The organism is Micrococcus sp. IITD107 (assembly GCF_041927415.1).
Taxonomy (GTDB): Bacteria; Actinomycetota; Actinomycetes; order Actinomycetales; family Micrococcaceae; genus Citricoccus; species Citricoccus terreus.
On the sequence record NZ_JBHFFN010000002.1, the window covers coordinates 440,853 to 455,866 of the forward strand.

Consider the following 15,014-nt stretch of genomic DNA (forward strand, 5'->3'; position numbering starts at 1 on the left):
TGTGCTGAAATTCATCCTCCGACGACTCGGCAGTTCCCTCCTGGTGCTTTTCGGCGCCTCAGTGCTGCTGTATGTCCTTGTCATCAACTCCGGCGACCCTCTCAAGGACCTGCGTGAGTCCAACGCAGACAATCGCGAATACCTCATGCAGCAGCGGTCTGAGAATATGAATCTGGACATGCCCTGGTTCGAGCGGTACTGGACCTGGCTCAAGGGGGTCGGCGGCTGCTTCGTCGGAGACTGCGATCTCGGCACCAATCGGTCTGGCCAGCAGGTGACCGACCTGCTGGCGCTGGCGGCCTCATCGACCCTTCGACTGGTGGTCTTGGCCACCTTGATCGCGATCGTCCTGGGCGTGGCCATCGGCATTCTGACTGCTATCCGCCAATACTCCGGCATGGACTACGTGGTCACCTTCTTCACTTTCCTGTTCTTCTCCCTACCGGTGTTCTGGGCCGCCGTGCTCCTGAAGGAATACATGGCGATCGGCTACAACAACTGGATCGCCGATCCCTCCTTCTCCTGGCCGGCGATCCTCACGGTCGCTCTGGTGTTGGGCGTCACACTTCAGGCCGTGCTCGGTGGCACCTGGAAGCGGCGACTGCTCACGTTCGCTGCCAGCTTCGTTTTCGTCTGTGTGGTCATGCCGTACCTGGACTGGCTCAACTTCGCGCGCTATCCGCAGCTCGGACCGATCGCCATTGCCCTGGTCGGCGCCGCCACCGCGGTCGGTGCCACGGCGCTCGGCGCCGGATTGCGTAATCGGCGGGTGCTGTACGCCGGACTGATCACCGTGGTGGTAGGCGTGATCGCCTACTACGTGACCTACGGCATCCTCTGGGAGCCCAACTGGTGGATCCTGGCAGGGCTGTTCGTTCTCTCCCTGATCGTCGCCATCGGCATCGGCCAAGCAGTCGGTGGCTTCTCCAAGGCGGCGGCATCCTGGGTCTGCGTCTTCACCGCAATGGTCATGGGGGGGCTGATGGTGGTCGAGCAGCTCTTCCGCAGCTGGCCCGGATTCCTGGAGCTCAAGAACCGTCCGATCTCCACCATCGGTTCGCAGACGCCGAACTTCGTGGGCACCTTCTGGGAGGACTTCCTGGACAAGGGCGCACAGCTGCTGCTGCCGACCATCCTGTTGACGCTGATCTCGCTGGCCAGCTACTCGCGGTACACCCGCGCCTCCATGCTCGAGGTCAATCAGCAGGACTACATCCGCACCGCTCGGGCCAAGGGCCTGGGGGAGCGCCAGGTCATCCTCAAGCACGCCTTCCGCAACTCCCTGATCCCGATCACCACGATCATGGCCTTCGACTTCGCAGGGCTGATCGGCGGCGCGGTCATCACCGAGCGCGTGTTCGGCTGGAAGGGCATGGGTGAGCTGTTCGCCACCGGCCTGGACCAGGTGGACCCTGCGCCCGTGATGGCGTTCTTCCTGGTGACCGGCACCGCAGCCGTGCTGTTCAACCTGCTCGCCGACATCCTGTACGCCGTCCTCGACCCCCGGATCCGAGTGTGATGTCCATGAGCAACGAGAACACCAACCGACCCGGCGCAGAGAACAGCGACATGGACGACAACAACACTCCCTCACGTCACCCGGCTGACCAGCCGATGGGTGGCGACCCCGATCGTCACAGCGGCATGGACCACACGCCGCTGGACGAATCGATCGGCGGCCTCGGCAATCCCGATGCCCCGGCTCCCCTCGGCGGGACCGGACCATCCAGCTCCCAGCAGGCCGTCGACATGGCTGATCTGGCGGAGGTCGAAGACGCCAAGCTGCGTCAGAAGACCGGCAAGTCCTACAGCCAGGGCCAGCTGGTGCGGCGCCGCTTCCGCAATCACAAGGCCGCGATGATCGCGATGGTCTTCCTGATCTTCGTGTTCCTGCTGGCCTTCACCTCCATCGGCTTCGCGGGCATCCCCGGATGGTGGGACAAGGACTACACGCGTGCCGGCACCGTCATCAACGGCGGCAATCCGACCCTGTCCGTGGTGCCGCAGTGGCTCGGCGGATCCGGGATCACCTGGGGTGAGCACCCCTTCGGTCAGGACTCCACCGGCAAGGACTACTTCGCCCTGGTGATGCGCGGAACCCAGCAGTCGCTGATCATCGCGCTGGTGGTGGGCATGGTCTCCACCGCCCTGGGTGCGCTCATCGGCGCCGTCTCCGGCTACTTCCGCGGCTGGGTGGATGCCATCCTGATGCGGATGACGGACCTGATCATCGTGGTCCCGCTGCTGGTGCTGGCCGCTGTGCTCGGACAGATGTCCAGCGGGCTGGGCGGCGGCATCCTGCCGCTGGCCCTGGTGCTGGGGCTGGTCACCTGGACCTCCCTGGCTCGTCTGGTCCGTGGTGAGGTGCTCTCACTGCGCGAGAAGGAGTTCGTGGCCGCAGCCATCGCCATGGGTGCCAAGCCCGGACGAGTGATCCTCAAGCACCTGCTGCCCAACACGATCGGCGTGATCGTGGTGAACGCGACCTTCGCGATCGCCGCAGCCATCCTGCTCGAGACCTCGCTGTCCTACCTGGGCTTCGGCGTCAAGGCTCCGGACTCCTCGCTGGGGCTGCTGATCAGCCAGTACCAGAACGCCGGCTCCACCCGGCCCTGGCTGTTCTGGTGGCCCGGCCTGATGATCCTGGGCATCGCCCTGTCCATCAACTTCCTCGGTGACGGGCTGCGCGACGCCTTCGATCCGCGTCAGGGGTCGCGGCGCAAGCGCAGGTCCTTCCTCGGCTTCTCTGGCCGTGACCGGTCGCTGAAGGCGTCGGCCTCGAACGCTGGCGCTCCTGCGGGCGGCGCCACCGGGGCTGGCACTGGGCAGCCGAACAACGGCAGCACCACCATCGCACACCCCGGTTCTTGACGAGCACCGGCGAGGAGAGACAACCATGAACCTTTTCGGACGCAAGAACAAGGCCGATGACGCCACCACCCCGGCGACCTCGGCGGGCTCCCATGCCGCAGGATCTCAGGACGCGGCCTCGGCAGAGACGACGTCGAATCCCTCCACCGGATCCTTCGGCGTGGTCAAGCGCCACCCGGACCGTGGCGGGGCGCCGATCCTGTCCTTCGACAACGTGGCGGTGACCTTCGACACCGAGTTCGGTGATGTGGAGGCCGTCAAGGGCGTCACCTTCGACATCAAGCCCGGTGAGGTGGTGGCCCTGGTCGGCGAGTCCGGCTCGGGCAAGTCCGTCACATCGTCCACCGCCATGGGCCTGTTGCCGGGCAACGCCAACATCACCGGAACGGTGATGCTGGGCGACCGCAACGTGACGGCCCTGGACGCGAACGGCCTGCGCAAGATCCGTGGCCGGCACGCGGCCATGGTGTTCCAGGAGCCGATGACCGCGCTGAACCCGGTGCTCACGGTGGGAGACCAGCTCACGGAGGCGCTGAACCTGCACGGCATCGCCTACGGCACCGAGGCAGACCAGCGCGCCATCGAGCTGCTCACCATGGTGGGCATCCCGGACGCCAAGAACCGGCTGAAGCAGTACCCGCACCAGTTCTCCGGCGGCCAGCGTCAGCGCATCGTGATCGCCATGGCCATCAGCTGCTCGCCCGAGGTGATCATCGCCGACGAGCCCACCACGGCGCTGGACGTGACCGTCCAGGCCGAGATCCTGGAGCTGCTGCGCGAGCTGAAGGACAAGCTCAACACCGGCATCCTGCTGATCACCCACAACATGGGCGTGGTGGCAGACATGGCCGACCGCGTCTGCGTGATGCTGCGCGGTGAGATGGTCGAGTCCGGACCGGTCCACCAGGTGATGCAGAACCCTCAGCACCCCTACACCCAGCGCCTGCTGGCCTCGGTGCCCCGCCTGGGCGCCACCCTGGAGGTTGCCGAGCCGGAGCCGGTGACCACCACTCAGTCCACGGTGAAGTACGCCGTGGAGGCCCAGGGCCTGTGCATCGAGTACGACCACCGCGGCAAGAAGAACCGTGTGGTGCACGACGTCGACTTCACCGTGGCCCCCGGAGAGATCATGGGGCTGGTCGGTGAGTCCGGATCCGGCAAGTCCACGATCGCCAAGGCTGTGCTGGGACTGCTGCCCGTGGCGGCCGGCTCGCTGAAGATCCAGGGCCATGACCTGGCCACTATGGCGTCGGCGGAGCAGCGCAGCCTGCGCAAGAACATCGGCGTGGTCTTCCAGGACCCGGCGGCTTCACTGGATCCGAGATTCCCGATCGGCGATGTCATCACCGAGCCGATGGTCATCCACAAGGTGGGAGACCGCAAGAGTCGGCTGGAGCGGGCCTACGAGCTGCTGGACGCGGTCAAGCTGCCGCGCTCGGTGGTCAACCGCTTCCCGCACGAGCTCTCCGGTGGTCAGCGCCAGCGCATCTCGATCGCGCGCGCCCTGACCCTGGACCCCTCGGTGCTGATCGCCGATGAGCCCACCTCCGCCCTGGACGTCTCCGTGCAGGCGGCAGTGCTGGACATGTTCGCCGAACTGCAGTCCCGCTACGAGTTCGCCTGCCTGTTCGTCTCCCATGACCTGGCCGTGGTGGACATGCTGGCCCACAAGGTGCTGGTGCTCAAGGACGGCCGTGAAGTGGAGAAGGGGCGCACGGACACGGTCCTGCACCACCCCCAGCAGGACTACACCAAGCGCCTGCTGGCCGCCGCGCCGATCCCGGACCCGGACGAGCAGTATCAGCGCCGCATGGAGCGCAAGGCCCTGCTGGAGTCCCTCGGCGAAAAGGTCTACTGAGACCGCCGAGCACGCTGAGGGAGTTCGTCTCCAGCGCGACCACACGGCCGCCTTCCGCCACCTGCGGAAGGCGGCCGTTCCGTCGTCGTGGGGGAGGTGGTATTGGCGAGGTGGACTGTGCCCGTACAATCGTTCGGGGCCACCGTGCCCGAAACCTCCCTAAGATTAAGGTTCTCCCCGCATGACAGATTCCCGTATCCAGCGCTCCGATCTGCGCAACGTGGCCATCGTGGCCCACGTGGACCATGGCAAGACCACCATGGTCGACGCCATGCTGCGCCAGACCGGTGCCTTCAACACCCACGGCGACGTCGCCGAACGCGTGATGGACTCCGGGGACCTGGAACGGGAGAAGGGCATCACCATCCTGGCCAAGAACACCACCGTGTTCTACTCCGGTCCCTCCGCGAACGGTGAGACCGTCACCTTCAATGTGATCGACACCCCCGGACACGCCGACTTCGGCGGCGAGGTCGAACGCGGCCTGTCCATGGTGGACGGTGTGGTCCTGCTGGTGGACGCCTCCGAGGGCCCGCTGCCCCAGACCCGCTTCGTGCTGCGCAAGGCGCTGGCCGCCAAGCTGCCGGTGATCCTGGTGGTCAACAAGACCGACCGTCCGGACGCCCGGATCGACGGCGTGGTCTCGGACTCCATGGACCTGCTGCTGGGTCTGGCCTCGGACCTGGCCGATGAGGTCGAGGATCTGGACCTGGACTCCGTGCTGAACCTGCCCGTGGTGTACGCCTCCGGCAAGGCCGGCCGTGCCTCCATGGAGCAGCCCGCCGACGGCTCCCTGCCGGACAACGAGGACCTGGAGCCGCTGTTCGCCACCATCATGGAGCACATCCCGGCCCCGTCCTACACCGAGGGCGAGGTCCTGCAGGCACACGTCACCAACCTGGACGCCTCCCCGTTCCTGGGCCGCCTGGCGCTGCTGCGCATCTTCAACGGCACCCTGAAGAAGGGGCAGCAGGTAGTCTGGGCCCGCCAGGACGGCGCCCTGAAGACCGTGAAGATCACCGAGCTGTTGGGCACCAAGGGCCTGACCCGCGAGCCGATCGAGCAGGCCGGTCCGGGCGAGATCGTGGCCGTGGCCGGCATCGAGGACATCATGATCGGTGAGACCCTCACCGATGTGGACAACCCCAAGCCGCTGCCGTTGATCACCGTGGACGACCCGGCGATCTCGATGACCATCGGCATCAACACCTCCCCGCTGGCCGGCCGCGTCAAGGGCGCCAAGGTCACCGCACGTCAGGTCAAGGACCGTCTGGATGCCGAGCTGATCGGCAACGTGTCCCTGAAGGTGCTGCCCACCGAACGTCCCGACGCCTGGGAGGTCCAGGGCCGTGGCGAGCTGGCGCTGGCCATCCTGGTGGAGCAGATGCGCCGCGAGGGCTTCGAGCTGACCGTGGGCAAGCCCCAGGTGGTCACCCGGACCATCGACGGCAAGATCCATGAGCCCATGGAGCGCATGACCATCGACACCCCCGAGGAGTACATGGGGGCGATCACCCAGCTGATGGCCGCTCGCAAGGGCCGCATGCTGGAGATGTCCAACCACGGCACCGGGTGGATCCGGATGGACTTCAACGTCCCCGCACGCGGCCTGATCGGCTTCCGCACCCAGTTCCTGACCGACACCCGCGGTGCCGGCATCGCCTCCTCGATCGCCAATGGTTACGAGCCCTGGGCCGGACCCATCGAGTACCGCAACAACGGATCTCTGGTGGCCGACCGTGCCGGCACCGCCACGCCGTTCGCCATGATCAACCTGCAGGAACGCGGCAGCTTCTTCATCCAGCCCGGCTCCGAGGTGTACGAGGGCATGATCGTCGGCGAGAACTCGCGTGCGGACGACATGGATGTGAACATCACCAAGGAGAAGAAGCTCACCAACATGCGTGCGGCCTCCTCGGATTCGTTCGAGGGCCTGACTCCGCCGCGCACGCTGACCCTGGAGGAGTCTCTGGAGTTCGCCCGCGAGGACGAATGCGTGGAGATCACCCCGGAGTCCATCCGCATCCGCAAGGTCGTGCTGGACGCCAACGAGCGGCTCAAGGCAGCCCGTGCCCGCGCCCGCGCCTGAGCAGACGCTGTCTGAGACCGCTGCACCGACCAGCGGGACCCATCCGCGGTCCCGCTGGTCAGCGGCCGCGTTGGCGGTCGTCCTCGGGATCCTCGCCGGGCTGTTCGGCACTGTCCTGCACCTGCAGCTGAGCTGGCTCGGGGGGATCCTGCTGCCCTGGGGTGCGCTGCTCGCCCTGATCCTGGTGGCGGCCGTCCAACTGTGGGCCGCCCTGTCCACGCGGGAGCTGTGGGTCGGGGGGATCGTGGCTGTGGCCGCCTTCACCACTGTGCTGCTGATGCGCTACTGGCCCGGCTCGGACTCCTTCTCCGTGGGACTGGACCAGTACACCCTCCAGATGCTCCCCGGTCCGGCGGTGGCCGGCGCTCTGTGGCAGTGGGGCGTCCCGGCGGTCGGCGTGGCCTTGATGCTGGTGTCCCAGCGGCTGCTGCGTGGCGTGGGCCACCCGGTCCGAGGCGCAGGGACGCACACGGTCTAAGCTGGTGGGCAGACCCGCTCCCGTGACGACCGCAGAAAGGCGGTTCACCCCACATGACCTACGTCATCGCCCTGCCGTGTGTGGACCTGAAGGACAAGGCCTGCATCGAGGAATGCCCGGTGGACTGCATCTACGAGGGGGAGCGCTCCCTCTACATCCACCCGGATGAGTGCGTGGACTGCGGCGCCTGCGAGCCAGTCTGCCCCGTGGAGGCCATCTACTACGAGGACGACGTCCCGGAGGAGTGGGCCGACTACTACAAGGCCAACGTCGAGTTCTTCGACGACCTCGGCTCGCCCGGCGGCGCCGCCAAGATGGGTCTGATCCCCAAGGACCACGAGATCATCGCCGCGCTGCCCCCGCAGCAGCACGACCTCTGATCCCCGCTCCGGCATGCTGACCCTGCCCGAATACCCCTGGGAGTCCCTGGCCCCGTACCGCCGCACTGCGCAGGCACACCCGGGTGGGATCTCCGATCTGTCCATCGGCACGCCCGTGGACCCCACTCCGCAGCTGATCCAGGACGCGCTGACCGCGGGGGCCGACGCCCACGGGTACCCCACCACGCACGGCACGCCGGCCCTGCGCGAGGTGATCACCGGCTGGTTCGCCCGGCGCCGCGGCGTGCCGGGGCTGGACCCGGAGGCGATCATCCCCACGGTGGGCTCCAAGGAGTTCATCGCCTGGCTTCCGCTGCTGCTGGGGATCGGTCCCGGAGACGTGGTGGTGCGCCCGTCGGTGGCCTACCCCACCTATGACATCGGCGCCCAGCTGGTCGGCGCCACCCCCGTGGCCGCTGACTCCCTGGATGAGCTGGACCCGGACGTCCGGTCCCGGGTGAAGCTGATCTGGACCAATTCCCCCGGCAACCCCACCGGCAAGGTGGCCTCCGTGGAGGAGCTGCGGGCCGTCGTCGGGCAGGGCCGTGAGCTGGGCGCCGTGGTGGCCGGGGACGAATGCTATGCCGAGCTGGGCTGGGACCGGTGGGACGGCACCGCCAGCACACCGTGCATCCTGGACCCGGAGGTCTCCGGCGGGGACCACACCGGTCTGCTCAGCGTCTACTCCCTGTCCAAGCAGTCCAATCTGGCCGGGTACCGTGCCGCGTTCGCCGCGGGGGACCGGGACCTGGTGCTGAACCTGGTGAACTCGCGCAAGCATGCCGGGATGATCGTGCCCGCGCCGGTGCAGAGTGCCATGACCGTGGCCCTGCAGGACGACACCCACGTCCAGGAGCAGAAGGACCGCTACCGCCGCCGCCGCACGCTGCTCAAGGACGCCCTGCAGGCCCGTGGTCTGGTGGTGGAGCATTCGGAGGCCGGGCTGTACCTGTGGACCCGGGACGGCAGGCTTCCCGACGACGTCCAGTCCGCTCCCAGCCCCCAGTCCAGTTGGGACCTGGTGGGGGAGTTCGCGGATCTGGGCATCCTGGTGGGACCGGGCACGTTCTACGGTGAGCACGGCAACGGATACGTGCGCGTGGCGATCACCGCCACCGACGAGGCCGTGGAACAGGCCGCCCAGCGGCTGCGGGGCTGACGCACAGCGACCACCTGCGCAGGTGAGGTGCCCCGAGGGCGTACCCTACCTCGCATGAGCACTGCACCTGGGGGCACCGGTCACGCGCCGGAGCTGAAGAAGACACTGAACGAACTGGACGGCTACGCCATCGGCTTCGGCGCCATGATCGGCTTCGGCTGGGTGGTGCTGACCGGCGGCTGGCTCGAGGGCGCCGGAACCCTGGGCGCCGTGATCGCGCTGACCACCGGTGGACTGATCATGATGGTGGTCAGCTTCGTCTACGCCGAGCTGACCTCGGCCATCCCCAAGGTGGGCGGCGAGCACCAGTACCTGATGCGCGGCATGGGTGCCCGCTGGGCGTTCATCGGCTCCTGGGGCATCACCGGCGGATACATCACCATCGTGGCGTTCGAGGCCGTGGCCCTGCCGCGCACGGTGGAGTACGTGTTCCCCCAGATCAGCGAACAGAAGATGTACACGATCTTCGGTTCGGACGTGGCCCTGTGGTGGGCCCTGATCGGGGCCGCCGCCGCCGTCATCGTCACCGTCATCAACTACGTGGGCGTGAAGGTCGCCGGGATCGTGCAGACCTTCGTGGTGATCTTCCTGGTGCTCGTGGGCCTGATGCTGGTCTTCGGCTCCTTCACCAACGGCTCCGTGGAGAACATGGAGCCCTTCTTCACCAACGCCACCGGCCTGTTCACGGTGCTGATCGTGGTCCCGTTCCTGTTCGTCGGGTTCGACGTGATCCCGCAGAGCGCCGAGGAGCTGCGGATGGAGCCGCGCAGGATCGGCCGACTGATCGTGATCTCCGTGGCCATGGCCACCGTCTGGTACATCATGACCGCCCTGACCACCGCCTCCTCCATGCCGCTCAACGAGCTGCTGGCCTCGAACCTGGCCACGGCCGATGCCACGGGGGCCCTGTACAACAGCACCTTCATGGCCAACCTGCTGATCGCCGGCGGTGCCGCGGGCATCATCACCTCCTGGATCGCCATGCTGATCGGCGCCTCCCGCCTGATGTACGCCCTGGCCCAGTCCGGGATGCTGCCGCGCTGGTTCGCCCAGCTGCACCCGAAGTACCGCACCCCCTCCAACGCGGTGCTGTTCATCGGCGGGCTCTCCGTGCTGGCCCCGTTCCTGGGGGAGGACGCCCTGGGCTGGCTGGTGGACTCCGGCTCCCCGAGCATCGTGCTGACCTACATGCTGGTGTGTGTGGTGTTCCTGATCCTGCGCCGGCGCGAACCGGAGATGGCCCGGCCGTTCCGCAGCGGCGGCCCCACCCTGGGCAAGGTCATCGGGATCGCCGGCGTGGTGCTGACCCTGGGCCTGCTCTCGCTGTACATCCCGGGCATGCCGGCCTCCATCCACCCGGTCTCCTACCTGCTGTGCGGGCTGTGGTGGCTGCTGGGCATCGTGTTCCTGTTCCGCATCCCCCGGGGGATCGAGCCGGGAGAGGACGCGGAGGAACGCCTGCACGCGGCGCTGGCGGGCCGTCGTCGGGAATCCTGAAGCGGGCCGTGAGCGACGTCACGGATTCCGCCCCGTGGAGAACTGCTTGGTAGCGTAGGGGGTGACTGCACATGCTGTGCGCCCATCGGCGCCCGGTGCCATCACGAGCTACTCATGAGGGAGAACCCATGACCGAGAACACGTCAGCCCAGCTGTCGGTGGACGGCAAGACCGTCGAGCTGGGGCGGGAGAACGCCGTCGTCGGCAACGACGGCCTGAACATCGGCCCGCTGCTGAAGGACACCGGTCTGGTCACCTACGACCCGGGGTTCATGAACACCGCGAACACCAAGTCGGCGATCACCTACATCGACGGTGATGAGGGCATCCTGCGCTACCGCGGCTACCCCATCGAGCAGCTGGCCGAGCACTCCTCGTTCCTCGAGGTCGCCTACCTGCTGATCTACGGCGAGCTGCCCACCGGCGATCAGCTGGAGGACTGGGACCAGAACATCCGCATGCACACCATGCTGCATGAGGACCTGAAGGGCTTCTTCTCCGGCTTCCCGCGGGACGCGCACCCCATGCCGGTGCTCTCCTCGGCGGTCTCGGCGCTGTCCACCTTCTACGCCGACTCCCTGGACCCCTTCGATGAGGAGCAGGTCCACATCTCCACCATCCGCCTGCTGGCCAAGCTGCCGGTGATCGCCTCCTACGCGTTCAAGAAGTCCCTGGGCCAGCCCATGCTCTACCCGGACAACTCCCTGAACCTGGTGGAGAACTTCCTGCGCCTGTCCTTCGGCGTCCCGGCCGAGCCGTACGAGCTGGACCCGGACGTGGTCAAGGCCCTGGATCTGCTGCTGATGCTGCACGCGGACCACGAGCAGAACTGCTCCACCTCCACCGTGCGCCTGGTCGGCTCCTCCCAGGCCAACATGTTCGCCTCCATCTCCGCGGGCATCAACGCCCTCTACGGCCCGCTGCACGGCGGTGCCAACGAGGCCGTGCTGAACATGCTGCGCAAGATCCAGGCTGAGGGCATCAAGCCCGAGGAGTTCATGGAGAAGGTGAAGAACAAGGAGGACGGGGTCAAGCTCATGGGCTTCGGCCACCGCGTCTACAAGAACTACGATCCCCGGGCCAAGATCATCAAGTCCACCGCGGAGGACATCCTCAACAAGCTCGGCGGCAATGACGAACTGCTGGACATCGCCCGCCGCCTGGAGGAGAAGGCCCTGGCGGACGACTACTTCGTGGAGCGTCGTCTGTACCCGAACGTGGACTTCTACACCGGCGTGATCTACAAGGCCATGGGCTTCCCGGAGAAGATGTTCACCGTGCTCTTCGCCCTGGGCCGCCTGCCCGGCTGGATCGCCCAGTGGCGCGAGCTGATGGAGGACAAGACCACCAAGATCGGCCGTCCGCGCCAGATCTACACGGGTGTGGAGAGCCGGGACTACCCGGCCGGTCGCTGAGGCGTCCTGCACCACGAGCACTCCTGAGGGGGTCGGCTTCGGCCGGCCCCCTCTGCTGTGCCTGGGGCCGCACCGGCACACCGGACAGGCATGCCCGACGGCGGCTCCCTCGCCTCAGCGGTGGAAGGTCACCGTCACGGTGCCCTCAGCGGCCGCCGGTCCCGTGGCGGAGACCCAGCCGTGCTCGGAGCGGACCCACTGCAGTCCTCCGTAGGCAGCGGAGGTGACACCGAACTGCTGGGCGTGGGCCACCGCCCACTGCACCAGGGCCCAGCCGCGGGTCCCGCTGGCCGAGAGGGTCACGGTGCTGCCGTCGGCGGCGGCCACGGGATCGGCTGAGGAGAGCTGTTCGGTCAGGGCCGTGGCGAACCCGGCGGCGTCCCCCGGGGCCTGGGGGGACTTGAGCACGCAGTTCAGCCCGGCGGGGGAGTTGCCCGTCAGGGCGGAGGCGTAGGCCCGGCCCTCGGGCTCATGGTCGGCGTAGGCGTCCGGGAATGCCGAACGCTGGACCTTCTGGGCGGCCACGGTGATGTCCATGTCCTCGAAGTCCGGGGCCACCAGTTCCAGCTCCTGGAAGAAGCGGTTCGCGGCGTACACCGGGTCCATCACCTGCTCCTCGGAGCCCCAGCCCTGGGACGGGCGCTGCTGGAACAGGCCGCGTGAGTCCGGGCCGGCGCGGTCACCGTAGTCGATGTTGCGCAGCTTGGACTCCTGGAACCCGGTGGCGATCCCGATCGAGGCCGCCCGGGCGGGCAGTCCCCGGTCCATGGAGACTGCGCTGATCAGGGCGGCGTTGGCGGCCTGATCCGGCGCCAGCTCGAACGAGTCCGGTCCCACCACTGCGGTGCAGCGCTCGCGCACCAGCACCTCGGAGTCGTCCACGAACCTCCAGGCCGCCCAGCCACCGCCCACCACCAGGGCAGTGCAGAGCACCAGCACTCCGGTGGTGCGGCGGCGCCGTTGGGCGCGGCGGCGTGCAGCGGAGCTGCTCACGGCCGGGCCGTCCCGGAGGGTTCGTCCATCAGATCAGTTGGCGTGCAGGGCGGAGTTCAGCTCCACGGTCTGGCCCGCGCGCGGCAGGGCCTGGACCTGGCCGGTGGCCGAATCGCGCCGGAACAGCAGGTTGGAGACGCCGGAGAGCTCCACGGCCTTCACGGTGGTCTCTTCGGCCTCGGCCCCGGACCCCTGCCGAACGGCCACGCGGGTCCCGGCGGTGACGTAGAGTCCGGCCTCCACCACACAGTCGTCCCCGATCGAGATGCCCACACCGGAGTTGGCGCCGAGCAGCACCCGCTCGCCGATCCGGATCCTCTGGGTGCCGCCCCCGGAGAGGGTGCCCATGATCGAGGCGCCGCCGCCCACATCGGAGCCGTCGGCCACCACCACGCCGGCGGAGATGCGGCCCTCCACCATGGAGGTGCCCAGGGTGCCGGCGTTGAAGTTCACAAAGCCCTCGTGCATCACGGTGGTGCCTTCGGCCAGGTGGGCGCCCAGGCGGACCCGGTCGGCGTCGCCGATCCGCACGCCGGTGGGCACCACGTAGTCGGTCATCCGGGGGAACTTGTCCACCCCGTACACGGCCACCGGTCCGCGCGAGCGCAGTTTCAGGCGGGTCAGTTCGAAGTCCTGCACGGCGCAGGGGCCGTAGTTGGTCCACACCACGTTGGTGAGCAGCCCGAACACGCCGTCCAGGTTCAGGGTGTTCGGCGCGGCCAGGCGGTGGGAGAGCAGGTGCAGACGCAGCCAGGCGTCGGCGGTGTCGGCCGGGGCCGCGTCCAGGTCGATCTGGACCTCCACCACGGACTGGGTGGTGCCCCGCTCGGCATCGTCCTGCGCTGCTGCAGCCAGCTGCTCCTTCACCGAAGCGTCTTTGGCCGAGAGCTCGCCGAGGGCAGGCGCAGGGAACCAGACGTCCAGCACGGACCCGTTGGCGGCGGTGGTGGCCAGACCGTATCCGGAGGCGGTGCGGGAGGTGGTCTCGGGCAGGGCAGTCTGGTGCTGATCAGGCGTGGTGGTCATGGCCCCAGTCTAGAGTGAACGGCATGCTTCCCGACGACGTTGCGCCCCGTTCCGAGACCTCCCACCACAGGGCCCCTCAAGTCACGCTTCCGCCCCTGGACACCGACGTGGCCGTGCTGACGGCGGCCCTGGTGGACATCCATTCGGTCTCTGACCAGGAGACGCCGCTGGCCGATGCCGTGGAGTCCGCCCTGCGTGCTCTGCCGCGCCTGGAGGTGACCCGGATCGGGGACACCGTGGTGGCCCGGACACAGTTCGGCCTGGACTCCCGCGTGGTGCTGGCCGGTCACCTGGACACCGTCCCGTTGCCGACCGTGGAGGGGGCGAAGGGGACGGTGCCCTCGCGCTGGGAGCCGTCGGCCGTCGTCGGGAACCTGCCTGCCGATGAGGCCGTGCTGTACGGGCGTGGCACCACGGACATGAAGGGCGGCGTGGCCGTGCAGCTGGCCCTGGCCGGGCTGATCGGGGCTGAGGGCGGTCCGCAGCCGCAGCGGGAGATCACCTGGGTGTTCTACGACCACGAGGAGGTGGATGCCGAGCGATCCGGTCTGCTGCGGGTGGCCCGGGAGGCCCGGGACCTGCTCGAGGGCGACTTCGCGGTGCTGCTCGAACCCACCGCCGGTGTGGTGGAAGGGGGCTGCAACGGCACCTCGCGCTATGTGGTGACCGTGCCGGGCGTGGCCGCGCACTCCGGACGGGCCTGGCGCGGGGTCAACGCCATCCACGGTGCGGCACCGCTGCTGACGGCACTGGCCGCGTACCAGCCGGCCACCGTCACCGTGGAGGGCCTGGACTACCGGGAGGGACTGAACGCGGTGCGCATCCACGGCGGGACCGCCGGCAACGTCATCCCGGACGCCACGGCCGTGGAGATCAACTACCGCTTCGCCCCGGACAAGACCCTGGATCAGGCCCACGAGCATGTGCTGGGCGTGCTGGCCGAGGCTGGCTTCTCCGGGGACGCAGTGCAGATCGTGGACGGATCCCCGGCCGCTCGGCCCGGACTCGACCGGCCCGCCGCGGCGGCGTTCGTGCAGGCGGTGGGCGGGGAGCCCATGCCCAAGTTCGGCTGGACGGATGTGGCCCGCTTCTCTGAGCTGGGCGTGCCTGCCGTGAACTTCGGGCCCGGCGATGCCCTGCTGGCCCATACCGACGATGAGCACGTCACCGCCGGTGCCGTGCGCACCTGCCTGCGGGCCATGCAGGACTGGCTGCTGCCGGACAGCCCTCGCTGACCCGGCACCAGCC

12 protein-coding genes are annotated in these 15,014 nt (G+C 68.1%); 10 read left to right on the forward strand and 2 right to left on the reverse strand.

Annotated elements, in window-relative coordinates; genetic code table 11:
* Position 1 precedes the first annotated feature (1 nt).
* The 9 genes from ACEXHE_RS06415 to ACEXHE_RS06455 all read left to right on the forward strand — a co-directional run bounded on the left by ACEXHE_RS06415 (position 2) and on the right by ACEXHE_RS06455 (position 11,747).
* On the forward strand, positions 2 to 1,519 hold the full coding sequence (locus ACEXHE_RS06415; RefSeq protein ID WP_374785134.1) for an ABC transporter permease: 1,518 nt from the start codon (positions 2 to 4) through the stop codon (positions 1,517 to 1,519).
* A gap of 230 nt (positions 1,520 to 1,749) precedes the next feature.
* A complete protein-coding gene (locus tag ACEXHE_RS06420; RefSeq protein WP_336705422.1) occupies positions 1,750 to 2,871 on the forward strand; it encodes an ABC transporter permease in 1,122 nt (373 codons plus the stop codon).
* A gap of 25 nt (positions 2,872 to 2,896) precedes the next feature.
* The gene (locus ACEXHE_RS06425; RefSeq protein ID WP_374785135.1) at positions 2,897 to 4,729 is read left to right on the forward strand and encodes an ABC transporter ATP-binding protein; all 1,833 of its coding nucleotides are present in this window, start codon (positions 2,897 to 2,899) and stop codon (positions 4,727 to 4,729) included.
* Between the two features lie 181 nt (positions 4,730 to 4,910).
* A complete protein-coding gene (gene typA / locus ACEXHE_RS06430; RefSeq protein WP_374785136.1) occupies positions 4,911 to 6,818 on the forward strand; it encodes a translational GTPase TypA in 1,908 nt (635 codons plus the stop codon).
* Positions 6,799 to 7,296 carry a hypothetical protein gene (locus tag ACEXHE_RS06435; RefSeq protein WP_091693296.1) on the forward strand — a complete coding sequence of 166 codons (498 nt, stop codon included), beginning with the start codon at positions 6,799 to 6,801 and terminating at the stop codon, positions 7,294 to 7,296. The genes typA and ACEXHE_RS06435 overlap by 20 nt, the downstream gene beginning before the upstream one ends.
* A gap of 53 nt (positions 7,297 to 7,349) precedes the next feature.
* Positions 7,350 to 7,676: a ferredoxin gene (gene fdxA / locus ACEXHE_RS06440; RefSeq protein WP_091693298.1), complete on the forward strand. Its 327-nt coding sequence runs from the start codon at positions 7,350 to 7,352 to the stop codon at positions 7,674 to 7,676.
* Positions 7,677 to 7,689: 13 nt separating this feature from the next.
* Complete coding sequence (gene dapC, locus ACEXHE_RS06445; protein ID WP_374785137.1) at positions 7,690 to 8,835, forward strand: succinyldiaminopimelate transaminase; 1,146 nt, start codon at positions 7,690 to 7,692, stop codon at positions 8,833 to 8,835.
* Between the two features lie 54 nt (positions 8,836 to 8,889).
* Positions 8,890 to 10,332, forward strand: a complete 1,443-nt coding sequence (locus tag ACEXHE_RS06450; protein ID WP_374785138.1) for an APC family permease — start codon at positions 8,890 to 8,892, stop codon at positions 10,330 to 10,332.
* A 128-nt stretch (positions 10,333 to 10,460) separates the two neighbouring features.
* Positions 10,461 to 11,747, forward strand: coding sequence for a citrate synthase (locus ACEXHE_RS06455; RefSeq protein ID WP_260062676.1), 1,287 nt, complete (start codon positions 10,461 to 10,463; stop codon positions 11,745 to 11,747).
* 114 nt (positions 11,748 to 11,861) lie between these two features.
* Here ACEXHE_RS06455 and ACEXHE_RS06460 read toward each other — a convergent pair whose 3' ends face one another.
* Both ACEXHE_RS06460 and dapD read right to left on the reverse strand, forming a co-directional pair.
* Positions 11,862 to 12,740, reverse strand: a complete 879-nt coding sequence (locus tag ACEXHE_RS06460) for a hypothetical protein (RefSeq protein ID WP_374785139.1) — start codon at positions 12,738 to 12,740, stop codon at positions 11,862 to 11,864.
* A 33-nt stretch (positions 12,741 to 12,773) separates the two neighbouring features.
* Entirely contained in the window at positions 12,774 to 13,766 is a 993-nt protein-coding gene (gene dapD, locus ACEXHE_RS06465) for a 2,3,4,5-tetrahydropyridine-2,6-dicarboxylate N-succinyltransferase (RefSeq protein ID WP_374785140.1), read from the reverse strand.
* A gap of 23 nt (positions 13,767 to 13,789) precedes the next feature.
* Here dapD and dapE point away from each other — a divergent pair, with 23 nt between their 5' ends.
* The gene (gene dapE, locus ACEXHE_RS06470) at positions 13,790 to 15,001 is read left to right on the forward strand and encodes a succinyl-diaminopimelate desuccinylase (RefSeq protein ID WP_374785141.1); all 1,212 of its coding nucleotides are present in this window, start codon (positions 13,790 to 13,792) and stop codon (positions 14,999 to 15,001) included.
* The last annotated feature ends 13 nt before the right edge of the window (positions 15,002 to 15,014 follow it).